This window comes from Bacillus sp. NMCC46 (assembly GCF_002998465.1).
GTDB lineage: Bacteria > Bacillota > Bacilli > Bacillales > Bacillaceae > Bacillus.
This window is the reverse complement of the sequence record NZ_PVQZ01000005.1, coordinates 31,572-52,983: the sequence shown is the minus strand read 5'-3', so window position 1 is coordinate 52,983 and position 21,412 is coordinate 31,572. Positions and strand designations below refer to the sequence as shown.

At 38.4% G+C, this 21,412-nt stretch carries 21 protein-coding genes, 1 pseudogene, 2 riboswitches and 1 other annotated feature; of the genes and pseudogenes, 9 read left to right on the top strand and 13 right to left on the bottom strand.

The features are described 5' to 3' along the window. Positions 1-44: 44 nt before the first annotated feature. The 8 genes from purB to C6Y01_RS14340 form a co-directional block, all read right to left on the bottom strand. Entirely contained in the window at positions 45-1,340 is a 1,296-nt protein-coding gene (gene purB / locus C6Y01_RS14375; protein WP_034664786.1) for an adenylosuccinate lyase, read from the bottom strand. Beyond that, on the bottom strand, positions 1,337-2,479 hold the full coding sequence (gene purK / locus C6Y01_RS14370) for a 5-(carboxyamino)imidazole ribonucleotide synthase (protein WP_095286039.1): 1,143 nt from the start codon (positions 2,477-2,479) through the stop codon (positions 1,337-1,339). Before purK ends, purB begins: the two co-directional genes overlap by 4 nt. Continuing rightward, positions 2,472-2,960 (bottom strand): 5-(carboxyamino)imidazole ribonucleotide mutase, encoded by a 489-nt coding sequence (gene purE, locus C6Y01_RS14365; RefSeq protein ID WP_095286065.1) that lies wholly within the window; start codon positions 2,958-2,960, stop codon positions 2,472-2,474. Before purE ends, purK begins: the two co-directional genes overlap by 8 nt. A 169-nt stretch (positions 2,961-3,129) precedes the next feature. Then, positions 3,130-3,231, bottom strand: a riboswitch (purine riboswitch). A 79-nt stretch (positions 3,232-3,310) separates the two neighbouring features. Then, positions 3,311-3,511: an NETI motif-containing protein gene (locus tag C6Y01_RS14360; RefSeq protein ID WP_012009137.1), complete on the bottom strand. Its 201-nt coding sequence runs from the start codon at positions 3,509-3,511 to the stop codon at positions 3,311-3,313. After that, a complete protein-coding gene (locus C6Y01_RS14355) occupies positions 3,508-4,062 on the bottom strand; it encodes a DUF2179 domain-containing protein (protein WP_024424505.1) in 555 nt (184 codons plus the stop codon). Before C6Y01_RS14355 ends, C6Y01_RS14360 begins: the two co-directional genes overlap by 4 nt. A gap of 202 nt (positions 4,063-4,264) precedes the next feature. Next, positions 4,265-5,065 carry a hypothetical protein gene (locus tag C6Y01_RS14350; protein ID WP_095286040.1) on the bottom strand — a complete coding sequence of 267 codons (801 nt, stop codon included), beginning with the start codon at positions 5,063-5,065 and terminating at the stop codon, positions 4,265-4,267. Between the two features lie 218 nt (positions 5,066-5,283). Further along, positions 5,284-6,609: an NCS2 family permease gene (locus tag C6Y01_RS14345; protein WP_034664933.1), complete on the bottom strand. Its 1,326-nt coding sequence runs from the start codon at positions 6,607-6,609 to the stop codon at positions 5,284-5,286. Positions 6,610-6,754: 145 nt separating this feature from the next. Next, a riboswitch (purine riboswitch) is annotated at positions 6,755-6,856 on the bottom strand. A 115-nt stretch (positions 6,857-6,971) separates the two neighbouring features. Next, positions 6,972-7,868, bottom strand: coding sequence for a LysR family transcriptional regulator (locus C6Y01_RS14340; protein ID WP_106038374.1), 897 nt, complete (start codon positions 7,866-7,868; stop codon positions 6,972-6,974). A gap of 101 nt (positions 7,869-7,969) precedes the next feature. Between C6Y01_RS14340 and C6Y01_RS14335 the strand changes: the two genes are divergently transcribed. Further along, positions 7,970-9,157, top strand: coding sequence for an MFS transporter (locus C6Y01_RS14335; protein ID WP_106038373.1), 1,188 nt, complete (start codon positions 7,970-7,972; stop codon positions 9,155-9,157). A gap of 18 nt (positions 9,158-9,175) precedes the next feature. Here the strand turns inward: C6Y01_RS14335 and C6Y01_RS14330 are convergent, their stop codons facing one another. Further along, positions 9,176-10,621: a DUF4179 domain-containing protein gene (locus tag C6Y01_RS14330; RefSeq protein WP_106038372.1), complete on the bottom strand. Its 1,446-nt coding sequence runs from the start codon at positions 10,619-10,621 to the stop codon at positions 9,176-9,178. After that, positions 10,590-11,135: a sigma-70 family RNA polymerase sigma factor gene (locus tag C6Y01_RS14325; RefSeq protein ID WP_106038371.1), complete on the bottom strand. Its 546-nt coding sequence runs from the start codon at positions 11,133-11,135 to the stop codon at positions 10,590-10,592. The genes C6Y01_RS14330 and C6Y01_RS14325 overlap by 32 nt, the downstream gene beginning before the upstream one ends. Before the next feature lie 180 nt (positions 11,136-11,315). Here C6Y01_RS14325 and C6Y01_RS19145 point away from each other — a divergent pair, with 180 nt between their 5' ends. Continuing rightward, positions 11,316-11,474, top strand: a complete 159-nt coding sequence (locus C6Y01_RS19145; protein ID WP_106038370.1) for a Fe3+ hydroxamate ABC transporter substrate-binding protein — start codon at positions 11,316-11,318, stop codon at positions 11,472-11,474. Positions 11,475-11,534: 60 nt separating this feature from the next. Here C6Y01_RS19145 and C6Y01_RS14315 read toward each other — a convergent pair whose 3' ends face one another. Then, a complete protein-coding gene (locus tag C6Y01_RS14315; RefSeq protein WP_106038369.1) occupies positions 11,535-12,098 on the bottom strand; it encodes a hypothetical protein in 564 nt (187 codons plus the stop codon). 139 nt (positions 12,099-12,237) lie between these two features. On the opposite strand from C6Y01_RS14315, the gene C6Y01_RS14310 reads away from it, so the two are divergent. The 4 genes from C6Y01_RS14310 to C6Y01_RS14295 all read left to right on the top strand — a co-directional run bounded on the left by C6Y01_RS14310 (position 12,238) and on the right by C6Y01_RS14295 (position 15,659). Beyond that, positions 12,238-12,804 carry a GNAT family N-acetyltransferase gene (locus tag C6Y01_RS14310; protein WP_095286043.1) on the top strand — a complete coding sequence of 189 codons (567 nt, stop codon included), beginning with the start codon at positions 12,238-12,240 and terminating at the stop codon, positions 12,802-12,804. 629 nt (positions 12,805-13,433) lie between these two features. Next, entirely contained in the window at positions 13,434-14,363 is a 930-nt protein-coding gene (locus tag C6Y01_RS14305; protein ID WP_106037224.1) for a S8 family peptidase, read from the top strand. Position 14,364: 1 nt separating this feature from the next. Further along, positions 14,365-15,213: an SAR2788 family putative toxin gene (locus C6Y01_RS14300; RefSeq protein ID WP_095286045.1), complete on the top strand. Its 849-nt coding sequence runs from the start codon at positions 14,365-14,367 to the stop codon at positions 15,211-15,213. Then, positions 15,189-15,659 (top strand): DUF7878 domain-containing protein, encoded by a 471-nt coding sequence (locus C6Y01_RS14295; protein ID WP_095286046.1) that lies wholly within the window; start codon positions 15,189-15,191, stop codon positions 15,657-15,659. The genes C6Y01_RS14300 and C6Y01_RS14295 overlap by 25 nt, the downstream gene beginning before the upstream one ends. Positions 15,660-16,025: 366 nt before the next feature. On the opposite strand, the gene C6Y01_RS14290 is transcribed toward C6Y01_RS14295, so the two are convergent. Further along, positions 16,026-16,535: a hypothetical protein gene (locus C6Y01_RS14290; RefSeq protein WP_095286047.1), complete on the bottom strand. Its 510-nt coding sequence runs from the start codon at positions 16,533-16,535 to the stop codon at positions 16,026-16,028. Positions 16,536-16,845: 310 nt separating this feature from the next. Continuing rightward, positions 16,846-17,154, bottom strand: a pseudogene (locus C6Y01_RS19140) (GMP synthase (glutamine-hydrolyzing)); the annotation flags it as partial. Between the two features lie 104 nt (positions 17,155-17,258). Between C6Y01_RS19140 and C6Y01_RS14280 the strand changes: the two are divergent. The 3 genes from C6Y01_RS14280 (at position 17,259) to C6Y01_RS14270 (ending at position 21,405) form a co-directional block, all read left to right on the top strand. After that, positions 17,259-18,146: a helix-turn-helix domain-containing protein gene (locus tag C6Y01_RS14280; RefSeq protein WP_095286048.1), complete on the top strand. Its 888-nt coding sequence runs from the start codon at positions 17,259-17,261 to the stop codon at positions 18,144-18,146. Between the two features lie 219 nt (positions 18,147-18,365). Next, positions 18,366-18,630: a binding site (T-box leader), on the top strand. Positions 18,631-18,687: 57 nt separating this feature from the next. Then, positions 18,688-20,349, top strand: coding sequence for a 2-isopropylmalate synthase (locus C6Y01_RS14275; protein ID WP_095286050.1), 1,662 nt, complete (start codon positions 18,688-18,690; stop codon positions 20,347-20,349). After that, entirely contained in the window at positions 20,350-21,405 is a 1,056-nt protein-coding gene (locus tag C6Y01_RS14270) for a helix-turn-helix domain-containing protein (protein ID WP_095286051.1), read from the top strand. It abuts the gene before it with no gap. Positions 21,406-21,412 lie beyond the last annotated feature (7 nt).

Genomic DNA, 21,412 nt, shown 5'->3' with positions numbered 1-21,412 from the left:
GCAATTTTCAGGATTGGGCACCTGACAAGCAGGCGGCCCATTTCTTACGCAAGACCTAGACGTTCGAAAATCATATCGACATTTTTCAAGTGATAGTTGTAATCGAAGCAGTCAGCGATTTGTTCAGGTGTTAAGCGTGATGTGATTTTTTCCTCCGCTTCTACTAATGAACGGAATGGCACCTGCTTTTCCCACGCTTCCATCGCCTTCGGCTGAACCGTATCATATGCCTCTTCACGTGCCATGCCTGTATCGATTAATGCAAGAAGAACGCGCTGTGAGTAAATCAAGCCAAGTGTGCGGTCCATGTTGCGTTTCATGTTCTCAGGGAAGACCGTCAAGTTCTTCACGATGTTTGAGAAACGGTTCAGCATATAGTTCAGTGCAATCGTTGCATCTGGTAAAATGATGCGCTCAGCAGAGGAATGAGAAATATCACGCTCATGCCAAAGCGGTACATTTTCATAAGCTGTCAGCATATATCCACGGATGACGCGGGCAATCCCCGTCATATTTTCAGAGCCGATTGGGTTCCGTTTATGCGGCATTGCTGATGATCCTTTTTGTCCTTTTGCAAAGAACTCTTCGACTTCACGTGTTTCACTCTTTTGAAGTCCACGAATTTCAACAGCAAATTTCTCAATGCTTGTTGCGACGAGTGCAAGAGTTGCCATGTAATCTGCATGGCGATCACGCTGCAAGGTTTGGGTGGAAATTGGTGCAGCTTTGATGCCAAGTTTCTCACATACATATTGCTCAACAAACGGGTCGATGTTCGCATATGTGCCAACAGCACCAGAAATTTTGCCGTACTCGATGCCAGCTTTTGCTTGTTTAAAACGTTCTAGGTTACGCTTCATTTCTTCGTACCACAGACCAAGCTTCAGGCCAAATGTTGTCGGTTCAGCGTGTACACCGTGTGTACGGCCCATCATGACGGTATATTTGTGCTCTTTTGCTTTTTCTTTTAGGATGTCAACAAATCTCTCAATGTCCTTGAGCAAGATATCGTTCGCCTGCTTTAATAAATATGAAAGCGCCGTATCCACTACGTCTGTAGATGTTAACCCGTAATGAACCCACTTTCTTTCTTCTCCTAGAGATTCAGATACAGCACGCGTAAAGGCAACCACGTCGTGGCGCGTGTCTTGTTCAATCTCTAGAATACGATCAATATCAAAGCTTGCATTCTTGCGCATGGTCACAACGTCTTCTTTCGGAATAACGCCAAGCTCTGCCCAAGCTTCACAAGCGAGAATTTCTACTTCAAGCCATGCATTAAATTTGTTTTCCTCTGTCCAGATTGCTGACATTTCTGGTCGTGCGTAACGTTCGATCATTTCCCGTTTCCTCCATCTCTTTCAGTCCATATCTTTGTGATGTTTGTCATCCATTCATCATCAAGCTGTTTCATAAATGTCATGTGACCCATTTTGCGGCCGGCTTTTACTTCATGCTTTCCATATAGATAAAGCTTCGCTTCTTTGAGAAGCTCAGGATGCTCTGTTGGGATGTCCACTTCATCGCCTAATAAGTTCACCATCATGCCCTCTGAGAAAAGGGCTGTACCGCCAAGCGGCAAACCGCATATCGCGCGAACGTGCTGTTCAAACTGACTCGTCTCACATAAATCGAGCGTATAATGACCAGAATTATGCGGGCGAGGCGCCAGTTCATTGACGAGCAGCTCTCCCTCGTTTGTCAGGAACAGTTCTACAGCAAGTGTACCGACTAGCCCCAGCTTTTCAGCCAGTGTCGTTGCCAGCTCTTTTGCCTTCTCCTGAATGCGTTCCTCTACCCTTGCAGGCACAATGCTTTGGAACAAAATGTTGTGCTTATGAATGTTCTCAGCGACTGGGAATACCGCAATCTCCCCATGAATAGAACGAGTGACGATCACCGAGAGCTCCATTTGAAATGGGACCCAGCTTTCTAAAATACAAGTTCCATGTGTGAGCAATGCTGCTGCTTCATGAAGCTGTCCTTTTTCCTTGATCACATACTGCCCTTTTCCGTCGTAGCCGCCTCTGCATGTTTTCAGCACGGCTGGCAAACCAAGCACGGCCACTGCGTCTTCCAGCTCTTTTTCATCATGAATGATGCGATAAGGCGCGACTTCACAGCCTGCGTCTACAATCCCTTTTTTCTCCGTTTCACGATTTTGAGTTAAAAGAAGAAGTTCACTTCCTTGCGGTAAATTGGCTTCTTCCTTCAATTGATTAAGTGCATCATAATCAATATTTTCAAATTCATATGTCACGACATCGCTGATTTCTGCCAGCTGTCGAATCGCTTCGAGGTCACTATATGCAGCTGTGATTTCTGTATCAGCAACCTGTCCACAAGGAGATTGTGCGACTGGATCTAACACAGCTGCCCGGTATCCCATTTGCTTTGCGCTGACGGCCATATATCTGCCAAGCTGTCCTCCGCCGATAATACCGATGGTTGCGTTTGGAAAAATGGTCTGCTTAGACAAGCTGATCACTGCTTTCTAGTACAGTCTGTTTTGTTTGCTCTCTTCTTTCTTCAAGGCGAGCAGCGATTGTTTCATCAAATGCTGAAATCATTTGCGCGGCAAGAAGCCCTGCATTTGTTGCACCGGCTTTGCCAATCGCCACTGTCGCAACCGGTACACCGCCTGGCATTTGAACGATGGATAATAAGGAATCCAGCCCATTTAGTGCTTTTGATTGTACGGGCACACCAATGACCGGCAGTGTCGTTTTCGCTGCGACCATCCCCGGTAAATGTGCTGCGCCTCCAGCACCGGCAATGATGACTTTTAGTCCTTTACCTCTTGCTTCTGCCGCATATTCAAACATCAAGTCAGGTGTCCGATGTGCGGATACCACCTGTTTTTCATACGGAATGTCTAATTCCTCTAAGATATCGCACGCATTTTTCATTGTTTCCCAATCAGATGTACTTCCCATGATGACACCTACAAGCGGCTTCATTTTGTCCCCACCTTTAAGCTGATATTCGATTTTGTATCGTTTGACACGCTTCCCAAACCTAAGCAGCTTGTCAAACGCCGAACAAAAAGGCCCGATTTGCATTGCATTGTTAGGAAGCAACACAAACCGGGCCATGGTAAGCGCTGTTCGCTTTTGAAACGCCATGTCAGTTTTGTTCACTATCCTGCATAGTCCAGTCATTTACGGTAACTGGGTAGAAACTTATGGGCCATATTCCCAAGATTATATGAGGCTCGTGTTTTGATTTCATGTTTATCTTAACAACGGATGTTCATGATGTCAACGGATTTATCGAACAATCTATGAAGTCGTCGTTTTAATGTTCGGATTTAGACTATTTTTCCTTCAAATACGATTTTTTTCCCAATCGGAATGATCTGAATCGACCCATTTTCCTTCTTTTCCTGAAAAATGGGCTCCTCCATTCGTCGGACAGGCGAGTAGCCTTCCGCTGCCATCTGGGACAACACTTGATCGATCGTCATGTTGTCTTCCACATAGAATTTCTTCTTCTTTGGTTTTGCGGTCATTCTTTAATTCTCCTTTTCTTCACAGCCTTCACCCAGAAGCCGCCGTGAATCGATTTGGGCTCATACGAAATGATAAACGCCTTTGAATCCAGCGTTTTAATCGTTTCATATAATTGCAGTTCATATTTTCTCGGTGTTAAAATTTGCAATGCTGTCCGGTCTCCTTCAAGACCGCCTGCTACCCAGCTGGTGACACCATATCCTTTTTCTCTCAATTGTCTTGGGAGATCGACATCCAATTCTTTTGTGATCACGTTAACAGTTGTGTAGCCAAGTGCCAGCTTCTCTTCAATTTTCATCCCGACAATGATTCCCATCCCATAACCTAGCGCATACGCAATGACATTTTGTATTTGATCTAAGTTATCAAGTACGATACTTAACCCAATGACATAGATAAGCATTTCAATCGTACCAGCAAAAGCAGCTGCGTACCGTCTGCCTTTCATTGTTAAAATCAAACGCATAGTGGAAAAAGAAACATAGACAATATTAATCACTAAAATGATCAAAACCATGGTGAACGCATTGGATAAAAGTTGTTGAAGCACGATTCGAACCCCCTGCACTAAAAATCAAATAAAGCACCCCATATTCTACTAGAGAACATACCTTGATACAATCAAATTTGCGCGAGAAAAACACATATATCTTTCGACAACAAAGGTGGTCTTTGTTACCAAGAGTTTACCCGTTTTTTCCTCTTCTCAACATGAAAGCCTCCTTTTTCAAAAAAGGAGGCTTTCAGTGTGTTTATCCAAATCGAACAGGAACAAGTGATGGAATCAAATACTCTCCGACAATGCTCCAGAGTAGTGCAATGATGACAAGCTCCACCAATAAAAAGATCCAGCCCGCATACATCAAATCACCGCGCACCGCTTCATGCTCCGATTGAATCGAGCGAAAGAGTACGATCGCAATCAACTGGAGACCAAAAAACATCATCACAGATAAAATGACCGTCACATATGGAATATTCATCATGGCAAATACAAGCCAAAGGATGGATAAAACCAAAACCGGCACAAGGGCGGCACCAAACTTCATGATCACTTCTTTCAGTGATATGTTTCCTTTTAGCATGTACTTTCCGAGTAACCAGACGGTAAGCATCATCAATGTCAACAGGATGAGTGTAAAGACCGCTATCCTCAAAAAGGCGTCACCAAAAGAGTAATGAATGCCAAAGCCTAATAAACGGGTCTTTGACGCCTTTAATTGAACATAGTTGCCTAAAGCAAAAAACACGCTGCATAACACAATCGAAATCCAGGCGTACTTCATCCGTAATGTTTCCGCTTGATTGATTGCTCGACTCGGTGATTTTAACATCGCAAGTCCATATGAGCCATAGCGCTTAAACGCGCCTCCTACACCTTGCAGCATACGCTGAATGGCAGAACGCTCATCAGCCGCTGCTGCTTTTGCTTTCGAGGTTCTTCCACGTTTTGCGGCGCTTCTGCTGAGGCGGGATTGCCTCGTTTCTTGATCTATTGATGGCTCTTCATTTTTTAAGTCTGATGTACTTTGCTCTTGATCTTTTTCTAACATCTCATATCAACTCCTATCCAGCACAATCCTTACAGGCTCATACGAATGACCTGTTCGGATGACTCCTCTTAAAGTAGCGGAGTCTCTCTGTTCAGTCAAGATGCCTTGACGTTCATACGAATAGACGGATAAAAGGCAGCAGAGGTTTTAAAATGGCAAGAAAATTAGACAAAACAAAAAAACAGCAGCTTCCATGAGCTGCTGTTTTGATTGCACAATTAATGATTTAAGAAAGCAAAGTAAAGAATAAAGATCACAAACAATCCGTACATAATCGGATGTACTTCTTTGGCTTTCCCTTTAAAGATCATCGTAATCGGGTAGAAAATAAAGCCAACCGCAATCCCTGTTGCAATACTGTATGTGAGTGGCATCATAATCATCGTTAAGAAGGCTGGTACGGCAATTTCAAAACGATCCCAGGCAATCTTCGCAAGCGGAGCGACCATCAGTGCACCGACAATGATTAAAGCAGGTGCTGTCACATTCGATGTAACGATGGATAATAGCGGCGAGAAGAACATCGCAAGTAAGAAGAAAATACCTGTTACGACAGCTGCAAATCCAGAACGCGCACCAGCAGCTACACCTGAGCTGGATTCAACATAAGATGTCGTTGTGGATGTTCCAAGGACAGAACCTACAACGATTGAAGATGAATCCGCCAGAAGTGCTCTTCCTGCACGCGGCAGCTCATTATTTTTCATTAAACCAGCTTGGGTTGCAACAGCCACAAGCGTTCCTGCTGTATCAAAGAACCCAACGAATAAGAACGTTAAAATCACGACAAGCATTTGAATTGAGAAAATTTCTGGTAAATGAATCAAGGCTTGGCCAAAGGTTGGAGATAAGCTTGGAATACTTCCCACAATTTGCGTCGGTACTGGTACAAGACCAACGATCATTCCTGCAATAGCTGTCACAAGCATCCCGATGAAGACACCTGCATTCACTCGAAGAACCATTAAAATGACAGTCACAACGATACCAAACACCGTTAATAAGACAGGGCCACTGTGAATGTTTCCAATCGAAACGAGCGTATTATCATTATTGGCGATAATGCCAGAGCCTTGCAGACCGACAAACGTAATGAACAAACCAATACCCGCACCAACCGCCAGCTTCAGCTCAGCCGGAATGGCATTGATGATTTTTTCACGGAAACCTGTTAAAGAAAGGGCAACAAAGATCAATCCTGAAACAAACACACCAGAAAGTGCTGCTTCCCATGTGATGCCCATGCCAAGAACAACCGAGAAGGCGAAGAAGGCATTCAAACCCATACCTGGTGCAATCGCAATCGGATACCTGGCAATCAACCCCATCAGAATACACCCTGCGGCAGAGGCTAACGCCGTCGCTGTAAAGACAGCGCCCTGATCAATTCGTAATTTATCTGGAAAATCCGGTACGGACACTAAAGCAAGTGTGATCGGATTGACAAACAAAATGTAAGCCATCGACAAAAATGTGGTTAAACCACCGATGATTTCTCTGCGGTAATTCGTTCCTAACTCATCAAACTGAAAAAACTGTTTCAAAGCCAACTGACTCCCTTCATGTCCTTTTGCTTTAGTCTGTCCCATTCACAAGTCAAATAAAAAACGCCCCAACAGTTTTGGGACGCTTGACTACAAGTGTGAATTCAGACCGTGACATAAAACAAGAACAATGCATGATTTATATCAAACGAGTGTGAATTGACGTAGTCAAGCCATTTACGGTAGCTTGGTAGAAACTTGCGGGCCATATCCCCGCGATTATACGACTTCTATCTATTTGATTTCTGTGTCTATTGTACCAACTTCATTTTTAAAACACAATACGAAAAGCGAACAATTTTCAAAGAAATGTCCGCTTCATTCGTCTTATTACACGAATTTGGAAAATCACTTCTAGTTCTTTATACACCCTTCTCTAAATCCTTCTCTTTTACAAAAACCGTTTCGGCCACATGGAAAAACTCTTTCACTGCCGGAGAAGCTTGGGAGAGAGAAGGACAGGCGAGCGCAACCTCACGATGATGAGACACATTCAGCTGACGAATGTGCACAAGCTGCTGCGTTTTTAAAAACAACTCAGGGCCTATCGTGACACCAAGCCCTTCCCCGATCATACGAGCAATAGTCGTACAATCATGTACTTCAAATAAAGTAGCCGGCTTCAATTGGGCCTCAGAAAAAATATCCTCTACATGTGATTGATACATGCCAGTCGGCATAATAAAAGGTTCATCCGCCAAATCTGTTATGTCTACAATGGGCTGCTGGTGGAATCGATGATGAGGATGATAAGCGACCACCATCTCATCTTTGATCAGCGGCAGCAAGTCGAAGGCTTCATCCGCATGGCCTTTCACAACAAATCCAACATCAATAATGCCAGAATCCAGCCACTCCAATATTTCTTCATACGTCCCCTCATAAAATTTAAATTCGATTTTCGGATGCTTTTTCTGATAGCTTACAAGCAGCTTAGGCAATAAACAAGCAGATGCACTGGCAAATGTACCGATACGAATCAAGCCTGTTTCAATATTTTTCGTTAACGCAATTTCTTGCTGGATCTTCTCCATCCTATTTAACACTTCTCTAATATGCGGGAGAAGAGTTTGACCGATGTCCGTCAGCATAATGCCCTTTTTTCGGTCGCGAATGAATAAAGACACACCCCACTCCGTTTCTAAACTTGCCACTGCATGACTCACGGCGGACTGCGTCATATTTAATGCTTCAGCTGCTGCGGTAAAACTGCCAAGCTCCACCACTTTTGCGATAATATCAAAGCGAACAAAGCTCATGAGTATTCACTCATCCCCTTCATGAAAAACATCAATTTTACTTATGTTAGCACGGAATTTAAACTAAATACAACGTATCAAAATGAAGGAAGGGTTCAAAAATGAAAAACACATCTCATCAGCTATTGATTATTCTTTTAGCTGTCGGTTCATTTGTCACAGGCACTTCAGAATTCGTCGTGTCTGGCATTCTAGATATAATTGCAGTTGATTTACACATCTCCATTCCTGCTGCCGGGCAGCTTATCACCGTTTACTCTCTATTTTATGCAGTAGGCGCTCTCTTTTTAGTCATGGCAACATCGAAATTGAACCGAAAAAAGGTTCTGTTATCGGCTATTTTTGTGTTTATTTTAGGCAATGTGGTCGCCTTTTTTAGCCATCACTTTGTGCTGCTCCTGCTATCTCGAGTCATCATGGCCATGAGCGGCGGCTTATATATTGTGGTCGCCACGAATTATGCAGCGCAGATCGCCCCTCCAGAAAAAAAAGGAAGCGCGATGGCGACGGTCATTACTGGTTTTACCGTTTCACTCGTACTTGGTGTTCCTATTGGCACATTTCTATCAGGTCATGTGGATTGGCACTATATTTTTCTCATCATTGCGCTAGGTACTGCTTGTCTCTTGGTCCTGCTTTATCAATTACTGCCACGAATGGAGGGACATTCACATCTGCCATTGAAGCAGCAATTACACATCCTTCAAGACCGTAGGGTGATCAGCGGCTTAGCCACGACCGTCTTTTGGATCTTAGGCTACACAATGGTATTCGCTTATATCTCTCCTTTATTACGACAGACCGCAGGCTTTTCTCTTGAAATGACAAGTATTTCCTTACTTATATTAGGAATTGCTGCTTTTATAGGCTCACGCTTTGGCGGCTTCGCCGTTGATCAATGGGGGCCAAACCGAACCATCTCGATCAGCATCATGATCCAGATGTTCGCTCTCTTTGCCTTATTTTTTACGCAATTCTCTACAATTAGTGTCTTGATCACACTAGCCATATGGGGCATCGCTACATGGACGACAACTCCAGCAAAGCAATTTTATCTGATCTCCCTTAAACCCCAAGCATCAGAAACCGTGCTGAGCTTTAATACAGCGATTATGAACATCGGCATGATGCTTGGATCGTCCATGGGCGGCGTGATTATACAGTATACAAATGTAACGAATTTAAGTTGGATAGGCGGGTTAGCTAGTTTTGTGGCGTTGATGTTGATTCGGTACTCGTTCAATCGTCATCGACTGGTGGAACAACAGACAAAAAGCGAACATGTGTAATCATGTTCGCTCTCTTATTTATTGACTAGCTTTTGAAGTTTCTTTTTTGACTGGAATGGTTACCTTTATCGCTTTCTGTGGTGCCAACATATTCAGTTCTGACAAATCAAGGTAAAGCCCATATTCTTTAAAAGAAAAATGTTTTAATGATAAAGTCTCTAAATTCTTATCATCAAATTCAAAGGTGGATTGCATGGAAGCTGTCTTTAAATTCGTCATCTTCGCATGGTTCCCCTTCAAGTAATATCCGCTTTCATAATTTGCTTCTGGGTCGGGCCATGATTTCAGCTTTTTAACATCGCCTAATCCAATTAATTCACCTACATTCTCCATCACATCCTGATCTAATTCTTTTTGATCTACTCCAGTAAATTGATATTCAATTATCACAGAACGGTCTTTTTGCTCTATTTTATTGATTTTGATTCCGATCCCATGATGCTTTGTTTTGAACTGAACAGGCAGCTTTGTCTGGAGAGGAATGATCTTGCTGTCTTCTCGTTCGTTTCTCACATCTGTGTAAAATGTCAATTCAGTCGCCTTTGAATTGATCGGCTGATTCAAAATCGTCAAATGATCTTTTCTAGTTTTGTCAGGAGTCAGTTGTTTTTTTCTTAAAACGGTTCCAATCTCAAGCTGATACTCATTTCCTAAATTATCCTTCATTCCATCTATACTGACTCTATCATCTTTGGCAAAACCATTATAATCAATGGCATATTGAATAGCAGAGCCTTTCACTCCATTTTCTACCTTTACATTCCTTATTTGATAACGCCCATCTAAAATAGACACGTCTTTTTGTCCCGATAATAAAGTGGTTTTTTGCTTGACCACAGGTAACTTGAAGCGCCAATTCCCTACAATATCCCCTATCTTCGAAATGACAAGTGGCACTTGCTGACCTTGTTTGATCGTTTGTCCATTTGTATAGACTTCAGTCTGTCCAACATAGCGGCCATCTTTTAATTTTTTCAATTCTGTTTTATCATAATTTAGTTGGAAGTTTCCATCGATTTTTTCTGCATTCACTCTGAACGATACAAATTCTTCTTTTGTATGGAAATTCTCCACCGTAAACGTATAAACAAGCCGCCCGGCATCATAGTATACACTGTTTACTTTCACAGTAACCCCTCTTGATTCAGCCCCCTCATTAACATGCTTCACCATATCACTCTGAAAAAGAGACATTCCTACTTTATCGTGAAACATCATATAAAACTGCCCAATAATCGGGACACGTGCCATCGCTGTATTAAGAGAAGGAAAAAGGAAGCCTGATGAAAAGTAAAGAACGATGAGAACAATGGCAGAATATACTGGCGCTCTCCAGTTCCATTTGAACCAGTGTCTTTTCTGTTCCGCTTTCACATCCCCAATGGCTTGGCGAATCGCAGAGGTCACTTCAACTGTTGGTACATCAATCTCATCATAAAGCTTTTTCATTTCTTTTCGTTCCATCGACACTCTCCTCCTTCTCCAATGTTTGCTTTAATAGCTTTCTTGCACGATACAAATGAGTTTTAACCGTTCCTTCAGGCACACCCATCTGCTCAGAAATCATCGAAATTGAATAATCTTGAAAATAAAATAGCTGAATGACTACCTGGTATTGCTCATCTAACACTTCAAGTGCATTTTTTAAATCGAGCTTGTCTTCCAACAAATCATGACGCTCAACACTTTCATGCTGCTGCTCAAACGGAACAACATCTTGCTGCTTTTTCTTCATCGCAAAAATCGTATGAATCAAAATCCGCGTCAGCCAGCTAGAAAAATAAGCCGGTTCTTTTAATCCCGATAGATGCTTAAACGCTTTAATGACCGTTTCTTGAACAGCATCTAACGAATCCTCTTTATTTCTTGTATAGAGAAAAGCCGTTTTATATAAACGCTCCTGATACATCAGCATTAATTTCTCAAATGCCGGGACATTCCCTTTTTGTGCTTTTTTAATTAGACGCACTTGCTTCATCTCATTCACACCTCCTACACCTGTTAGAGCAAGGTTTCTCACAAACGGTTTCAACAAATGGAAATTTCTTTTACTTAGCATATGTCGGATAAAAATAGAGAAAGTGAAGAAAAGGAGTCGAAAGAACAAGTTGAATATTTGATATAATGGAAGAAATATGTACAAAAAGGAGTAAGTCGATTGTTTCTATTCGAAGAACCTACGTGTGCTAGCTGTCAGAAAAAGATAGAAGGAAACGAAGAAGTGTACGTCAAGCTGGTCTATCCAAAAAGAAAAGGAATGACAGAGGTGAAAGCTTGGCTGAGGAATGAAGGGGTTTTTTATTGTAAGACATGTTAGGGAACAGCAACATAAAAACAAGCATTTCAATTGAAATGCTTGTTTTTACTTTCTACTTTTTTATTTCCGCTTACTACGAAGTTCAATGAGTGCTAGTTTATTGTCATTGAAAAAGAACTCCAGAATGATACCGTTTGATTGATCTTGATATTGTATACCTTTGCTATACCCTTCGACAAACCAGAGCTTCTTGAATTGATCTCCATATGTTTGTATCACAGATGAATAATCGTCTCCAATAGTGATTCCCTTAGATGTTTTGAGTTTTTTCTGTTTTGACTGATTGTAAATAGATGTAACTCGATGATGTTGATCAACTGATACTACAAAATCTTGATTTTCTTTTTCCATATAGACCCTCTGTTTAGGATAGGAGAATTGAGTATTCTCCACAAAAGTATGATCTCTCTCAAATTTTTCACCAATCTTAAAATGACCTAGCGATTCATTTGTTAAAGATACAGAGTGAAAATTAAAAAACATAGCCACCCAAACAAATAGTGCGGTTCCTCCTAAAATAGACCCTACAATCACTAACACTTTAGAATGGATGATTCCCTTTTTAAACAAATAGATCGCTAAAGATACGATGATCATGACGATCATCATTAGAAAAATGCCCATTTCAATTATCCTCTTTTGCTTTTAATCGAATTTTGTTTGTGAATTATTCCCACAATCATATTCTCATATTATACCAAAGCATTACACAAAATCGACCAGTACAGGTATAATTTAAATAAAATTGCACGAGGAGAAAAATATGACTAGACGTAAACTGATATTCCCGCAATCATTCCCAACCATACATACCGAAAGACTAATCTTAAAACAAGCAACGATCGAAGACGCTGAGGATATGCACATCTATTTATCAAATGAAACTGTGTGCCGCTACATGGGCATTGATGCTCATGAATCCATCGAAGACACAAAAGGAGAAATCAAGTGGTATGACAATATCTTCAAAGAACAAACAGGCATCCGATGGGGCATTTCTTTAAAAGATGATCCTGCTATTATCGGCAGCTGCGGCTTTCTCAATCTAGAAAAACAGCACTACCGTACCGAAATTGGCTATGAATTACACCACGATCATTGGAGAAAAGGCATCATGAGTGAGGCAATCGCTGCGGTGTTACGATATGGGTTTCAGGATATGAATCTGAACCGGATTGAAGCGATTATTGATCCAGCAAATACGTCCTCTGTTCAATTATTGGAGAACTTTGATTTTGTAAGAGAGGGTTTATTGCGGGAGTATGATCTTGGTCAGAATGGGTTTGATGATGTGTTTATGTATTCGATTTTGAAGAGGGATTTCAAATAAACTGAATGATTTTTAAACAGAAGCGTTAAAGTGAATGAATTAAAATTGCACAATTACCCAGTAAGAAATCTCTAGTCAAGTTTATGACTAGAGATTTCTTTACATGGTAACCCTTCTAATTTACTTACAATTCCAGCAAGATTCAAATAAAAATAGCCTATTCTTTAATCTGTTTTAGTTGGAATAATTCATATTCCAAAAAATAATTTTTGTTCATTTTCAATTTCACTGATTAATTTAGATTTTTCATTTTCAAAATCTATTTTAGTGACATTATTTTTACGTTTACTTGTTTCGCTTTCAATTTTGGAGAACGTTGGACATGTGGAATTGGAGTGAGGTTACAGCAAGTAATGAATAAACTCATTGTGTTATCAGGTCATAGCGGTGGCAAAACATTTTTAATCAAAAAAATCATAGATAATTATTAAGTAAACGAGTCAAGAAGAAGAACTGGCATATTTACAGTAGTATACGCATGGGAAATTTTGAATATATAAGGATATATTCTCTTAAATAACATTTACATCAAAATAAATACAGGTTAATATATTCTTGTATTTCATAAAAAGGTAAGGGAGGTATATTCTGTATTAATTCTAAATACTGCATGTGAGAAGGAAGCTTGAATGAAAAAGTCAAAAGCCTTATTACTATTTGTTTCGTGCCTAGTGATTCTTGCAATTGTATTATGTTGGGGACTATCTGGCGATGTTTCTGAGGATAATAGTAAATCATACAAGACAGAGAAGGAAAAAGACCTGCTATGGGGATATAAAGTTATAGGTCATGAAAAACCTAATAATCATAAGAATTATGTCAAAATTGCTATCCTTGATAGCGGTATTAATAAGTCGCATAAAGAGTTTAAAGATTTAACTTTTTATGAGTACAATGCTATTAAACCAAAAAAATCTATCGAAGATGAGTATGGTCATGGTACAGCAATTGCCGGAATAATCGCTGCAACTGGTGAAGAAATAAAAGGTATTTCACAGAATGCCATTATTTATGATGTCAAGGTACTAAATAAAAATGGCAAAGGAAAAGTTGAAGATGTTGTCAAAGGGATTAAATGGTGTATTGAGCAAAAGGTAGACATAATTAATATAAGTTTCGGATTTGGAAAAGACTACGATGAATTACGAAATGTTATAAAAAGTGCTCTAGATAACAATATAACAATTACAGCTGCTTCTGGAAATACATTAGGTCTAACTGTTGAATACCCTGCGAAATATGATGGCGTCTTATCGATATCCTCACTTAACGAAAAACTAAAAATTGATCCAATTTCAGCAAAAGGAAAAATTGACTTTTCTGCGCCTGGAGTAAATATTAAAACAACTGATATACACGGAGGATATACGAAGGTTAAAGGTACATCCTTTGCAACTGCGTTTGCAACAGGTGCTATAGGCTGTTTGTATTCTAAAAAATACAAATCTAAAGAGAATGTTCATCAAACACTCAAGAAAAATACAGTTGATCTTGGAAAGCTAGGTTATGACAGAGAGTATGGCAATGGGATGATTATTTGTAACAAGGGAGAGAATTAGATTGAAGAAGGTTTTAATAAAAATTCTTGTGTTAACATTGTTTTTGTGTGGAGTTGTTCCTGAATTTGCAAGTGCAAAATCAGGCGAAATTGATTCTGATGCTTTAAGAATAGAAGAGAATGCTAGTAAAGAATATGAAGTGAATGTTGAAAAAGAATTGGGGATAGAGCTAGAACAAGATATGTTAATGGAAGTTAAGGAAAGCCCAGATGAAGTTAATGTATCTACTCAGCTTGAAGCTGAGAGTATGAATGTCCAAACTGACATGAAAATTAATCATGAGACAGGTGAAATCACAGTTGATGGTATTACAGAGTTAGAAAATGGGGAAAAAGAAACTAACAAATTCAACGTGTTAATTGAAGAGATTGAAGGAAATGATTTTACAGCAACCTTTGTGGATGATGACACAGGAAAAGAGTATAAAGTTAGCACCATAGAAGCTCAGTCATCAATTGTTCCAGCAATAATAGTTGGAATTGTTTCTAGGTTTGGTATTCAATATGCTATTAAAAAATACGGAAAGAAGCTAATAATAAAAACTTTTAAAAAACAGGTAATTAAACAAGGTATAAAAAAAGTTTCTAAGTTTTCTGTTAGCAACAAACATCTTAGTAATGCAAAAGGTAGATACAGAAAATTTGATACCAAAAGCAAGAGCACAGTGAATAAATGGATAAAAGAAGCCTTACAATCTAAAAATGTTTCGTTTACTATAAACAATAATAAAAAACTATCCTTTGTCATCACTGCAAATCTGAAAAAGAAGATCGGAACAAAAGGTGAGACAAAAATAAAAATAGTTATAGGTTGGGATGGTAAAATATGGACAGCTTATCCAATCAAGTAGAATTTGATTATATGTTCACATCTGATGAGAAAGATATTCCAAAGAACATGAAGAAAGATCCGTCAACAGCTCTAAGAGTAGAGGGAGAGTTTAAAATAGTTATAAATGGCGAAGTATATTTTGAAGAAAATATCGCCTTATTAGAATTTTATGCATCTTTGCACGACTGGATTAAAAAGATAAAGAAAAAAAACAGAGTTACAGAGTATAGATATTACACAATGGAGTATGAGGAAGACGACCCCATTATTTCAGTAATACCATTTGATAATAAGGCTCGACTCACCACTATTTGGGAAACTCAACAGTTATATAATGTCTTCGATCTTAATTATATAATTGAACAAATGAAGGTATTACATGAAAGCCTTGGACGTGACATTGAACAACATTATAAAATTTCACTAAAAAACTTTATTGGAAATATCCCATTAAGAAAATATTGAATAGAGAAAAGAACTCCTGGTTAGGGGTTCTTTTCAATGTTTTAGTAGGATGTTTTTAGAGGAGGTGTATTTTTGATTTTATATTTCTTAGCTGTTTTATAGGAATCATAATAGCCACAATTATGCTAGGTATTGAAATTGAAGGATATACATTTTTGACAAGTTTTATTTTAAAGATGTTTGGGATGTCTATATTTGTAGGATCGATATGGCTAATAAATCAAAACAGAGAAGAATGCTCAAAAATAGCAATAAAAATGAAGAATGAAAGCTCATTGTAAAATTCGTCGTTACAAATATCTTTTATACCTATATCTCGAATTGCAAGCGGTCTTCCATCATTAATTACAAAAATCTTTATTTGATTTATTTTAGATAACTCATTAAAAGCATCATCTCTTGAACTGAAATATGATAAAAATATCTCTTCCTTATTACTATTATCTTAAAAAAAGATTGTTCTATTAATCTTACATGGTAAATATCCCAAACTGTATTTAAAATGCGCTCAACAGTTTTTTTAGAGTACCCTTTTATTTTCTGAAAAGTTTTTTCAATAGATTTATCAGATTCTAAATAAACATTCAATACATCTAATGAATACTGCAATATAACTTCTAGTTTATTTTTGATTTTCTTATCTTGTTTCACCAAAAATGCTTTAAGTAACAAGCAACATAATACGGTGTATTTAACATCTTGCTGATTTCTGCACTCAAGCAAACTATAATAGATTTCTTTAGCCCAGCTATAGTCAGCTTCAGATAACAAAAATATATCTGGTTCGTTTATATCAAACTTTATATTTGAAAATTTAACGTATGAAAGAATAATTTCGCTCCAAATATTCTTATCAACACCACTTATATCGGACATTGAGCGTTCCATTAATGCAGTAGTAATATTAGTTCTGCTGAAACTGTAATTAAATCATTATCACGGATGAAACCCTAAACTCTGAAAAAATCTTTTTTTAACATCGTTCGAAGTATGTATTCCTTTGAATATAAATTGATTATTCTTACTAGGTAGATTTATTTCAATTTATTTTATATATTGGAAATAATTACTATAATTAATTGTATCAAATGAAACCAATGCCTGCTATTATTAAGACTCATAATTTTGTTTATAAGTTGGTGAAACTGACTTGGAGGGCTTCTCCATGAGAATAACTAAAAAAAATTTATTTCACAGCATTTGATTCACGATACGAATTGAGTTTTCTAAGCACATTCCAAATAATTTCAGGCCAATCACTCGTCTTGCCATTAATCAAAGTGAAAGCACCGATACCAATTGTTTAGTCGTATATTCTGGCGTCATCCATGGCACCTTTGTTGCGGATGTCTGGGAGAACCTTAAAATATTGTCAGATATCTCACTCAAAGCCCAAGGTGGCAATTTCTTCGAGTAGAATTAAATCTTATTCTCGGACGATTTCTAGATTTTCTTCAGAAACTCCACCCAGTACACGGATACCCAGTCCTAAACCTAGGACTAGAAGGTCCATTCTAAAATTACAACATAGCACAAAAAGTCAAGTTTCCTACAAAGCATTTCCGCTATACTAAACTCGTAAGGCAAGGAGGTGCTCGGTTGTCCTATCAAGAACATGAGAAAACGATTCAAGAAACATTGAATTATATTGAACAGCATCTGAAAGATGATTTACCACTTCAAACTCTAGCGAAACACGCTGGTTATTCTAGGTTTCACTTTCACCGTATATTCAAAAAAGTGATTAAGAAGTCAGTTGTCGATTATATAAGGGAACGTCGAATGACCCAAGCGGCGAAGGATTTAATTCATACGGACCAAAGGGTGATTGACATTGCATTGCAGTATCGATTTGGTTCACAGGAATCCTTCACTAGAGCCTTTAAGAAGATCTATGATATGTCACCCGCACGTTATCGGAGATTACTAAGGAATGTCATTGATAAGGAGGAAATGAATATGGCTGCAAATAAGAACACACCTACCGGCTGGATTATGACGGGAGAAACACCATCTGACTATGAAACAGGTTTGGATGACAGAATTGTACACAGTGGTACGTACTCCGCTTACCTGAAGTCAAAGGATGAAAAAGCACGAGGATTTGCGACCTTGATGCAGCAAATTAAGTCTGATCGTTACCGTGGAGAACGCCTTCAATTTTCTGCTTTTGTCAAAAGCGAAGATGTGAAAGGTTCAGCTGGTTTATGGATGAGGATTGACCATTCTTCAGGTGAAGTTCTTGCGTTTGACAACATGATGAACCGTCCCATTACAGGAACAAACGGCTGGAATCATTTTAGTGTAGTATTGGATGTTCCAGTCAAAAGTGAAGTCATTGCGTTTGGCATATTACTACATGGTCCAGGTCACATTTGGATGGACGAACTTAGTTTTAAAATTGTAGATGAAAGTGTGCCAGTGACAGAACAAAATACCGTGGATCATTTAGAGGATGAACCAGTGAATTTAAATTTTGAAGGCTAGCAGACTGAATTTAAGAGGAGGTTAATTGCCATGAAAAAAATTGGTGCGATTTTATTGTTCGCTATGAATTCACTCACCTTTATTTGTGGCCTTGGAATTTTATTTGGTGAAGAGGATTAAAGATAAGCACCCATAGAACAAAAAAAATCAATTAAAAAAGATATCCCTATCACTATCTCTTTTTTGTAGACTTGGTATAATAGAAAAAATCAGAAAAATTAGAATGCGATGATAAGGAATAGTACTTGCCGAAATGTTTTCAGAAAGTTGCTGGTTGATGAGAAGCAATAACAAAAAAGCAGGGAACTCACCTTAGAGTAGCCTTAGTGAAATGAAAAGTATTGATGTAGTTAAGGTCGGCACCCCACCGTTATATGGGAAGGATATAAGATCAAACAATCTGTATCCGAATAAGGGCATGATAATGTTTGTTTATCATGAAACAGGGGTGGTACCGCGTAAGAAGAAGTCTTTCGTCTCCAAGGTAAATATTGGGGATGAAAGGCTTTTTTTATATTCTATTTTCTAGGAGGAATCGATGATGTTTAACCACAAAAAATACGAAAAGAAATACTTTTTGCCACCGAACCTTACTTATGATTGGGTGAAGAAAGAAACATTAGAAAGTGCTCCGATATGGTGCAGTGTGGACTTGCGGGATGGTAATCAAGCATTACCTATTCCTATGAACTTAGAAGAAAAATTGGAAATGTTTCAGTTATTAGTAGAGATAGGTTTTAAAGAAATTGAGATCGCATTTCCAGCTGCTTCTGATACGGAGTTTAGGCTATTACGGACACTGATTGATCATCATATGATTCCAGACGATGTCACGATTATGGTGATCACACAAGCGAGAGAGCATATTATCCGCCGAACCTTCGAAGCCATTAAGGGAGTACCGAAAGCGATTGTTCATTTATATAATTCGACTTCAGAAGCGCAGCGCAGACAGGTATTTAAGAAAACAAAAGATGAAATTAAACAAATTGCCATTGATGGAGCTATTTTAGTAAAAGAACTTGCCGAAAAAACAAATAGTGATATTTATTTTCAATATAGTCCTGAAAGCTTTCCAGGAACAGAAGTTGATTATGCGTTAGATATTTGTAATAGTGTTTTAGATATTTGGAAACCGACACCAAATCATAAAGCGATCATCAATATTCCGACAACAGTTGAATATTCAATGCCTCATATCTTTGCAAGTCAGATTGAGTATATACACAAAAATCTGTCTTACCGAGACAGTGTGACATTATCTGTTCATCCTCATAATGACCGTGGCTCTGGGGTGAGTGATGCAGAATTTGGTGCTCTAGCTGGCGCAGAAAGAGTCGAAGGTACATTATTTGGTATCGGTGAACGTACAGGGAATGTAGACTTAATTACCTTGGCGATGAATATGTATTCACAAGGTTATGATCCAAAATTGAATTTCAATAACCTAGAAGCTATTCGTAAAAAATATGAAAAACTAACAAAAATCACTGTTCCCGAGAGGCAGCCCTATTCTGGGGAGATGGTTTTCACCGCATTCTCTGGTTCACATCAAGATGCGATATCTAAAGGTATGAAATATAGAAAAGAAAATAAAGTTGATAAATGGGACGTTCCGTATATCCCAGTAGATCCAGTTGACTTGGGTAGGAATTATCAAACGGATGTGATTCGAATCAATAGCCAGTCTGGAAAAGGCGGCATAGGCTATATACTAGAAACAAATTATGGCATTCAACTTCCTTATCAAATGAACGAAGCCATGGGATATGAAGCGAAGAAAGTATCTGATCAGGCAAGTAAGGAATTGTCTGTCGAAGAAATATATCATGTTTTTAAAGAACAGTATGTTGATTATCACCCTCATTTCCAGCTGCTTGATTATCAATTTCATAAAGGAGAGAAGCAGGAAGTCACCTTAACTTTGCTGAGAGATAATCAACAAATTGAAATACAAGGAACTGGCACTGGAAGTTTAGATGCCATCAGTAATGCGTTAAAAGCATATTTTCATCTCGAGTATGTTTTGGAAGTCTATGAACAGAATTCTTTGGGCAAAGATTCCCAAGCAAAAGCCTGTGCACAGATTGGAATTTCATATCAAGGAAAAATGCATTGGGGTGCTGGAATTGATAAAGATATTATAGAAGCAACAGTGAAGGCCCTGGTGGTTGCAGTAAATAAACTAGAGGTTTGGATGTAGATGGAAAAAGATAAACTTGAAAAACATGAAGTGATGCAATATTTAAGAGAATATAACGAGCAAGAAATCTTTTATCAACAATACCAACAGAAAAAGCATGACAATCAATCATTGCAATTATTTTTGAAGGATTATGATAAACACAATTTAATGCATAAGCAAATATATATAGAAGAATTTTTGCAAAAAGGGCAGAACGAATTTGAAAAGGAAGATACCATGTGGTTAGATCAGGAGAAAGATATCGAAGTGAGAAAGTATAGCCGTTTTATGCCTCAATTGTCGGCTATCCATGATTTCTTTGAAATGATCTATGTTCTGGAAAATGAGATGTATGTAGAAGTGGAAGACAAAAAAATGACTTTAAAATCAGGAGATATTGCCTTTATTCCACCTGACACCATACACAAGCCAATTGTAATGGAGAATACAATCGCCATGCAAATCATGATCCGTAAGAGTACTTTTCAAAAAGTGTTTTTTAAAATGTTAAAAGGAAATAATGTCATTTCAGAATTCTTTTTGAATGCATTGTATATAAAAGAAAATAAAAATATTCTTATTTTCCATAGTCACTTGGATAAACATTTGCTAGACTGCTCTCTTCAACTATTTACAGAAAATTATAATCGGTTTCCTAGTTACCAGTTGATTATGAATAATTTGTTTGAGATATTATTATGTCTCTTATTAAGATTCAAACCAAGTCATATGAACGTAAATCAGGTCAAACAATATCGTGATATACGTATTATTCAAATGCTCCAATATATTCAGCAATGTTGTGAGCATATCACCATCCAGGAGATGGCAGAGAAATTTAACCTTTCACAATCTTATCTGTCAAAATATATAGCTCGTAAGCTTGGCAAATCATTTAGTGAGATTAGACAAGAAATAAGATTGGAAAAAGCCTGCGAAATGCTCACTGGCAGCAATTCACAAGTAGATCATATTGCGGCAGCCGTTGGTTATCAAAATGTAGAGCATTTCATTCGTTTATTTAAGAGAAAGTATCACCTAACACCACATCAATATCGATTAAATAATAGATAATAAAGAG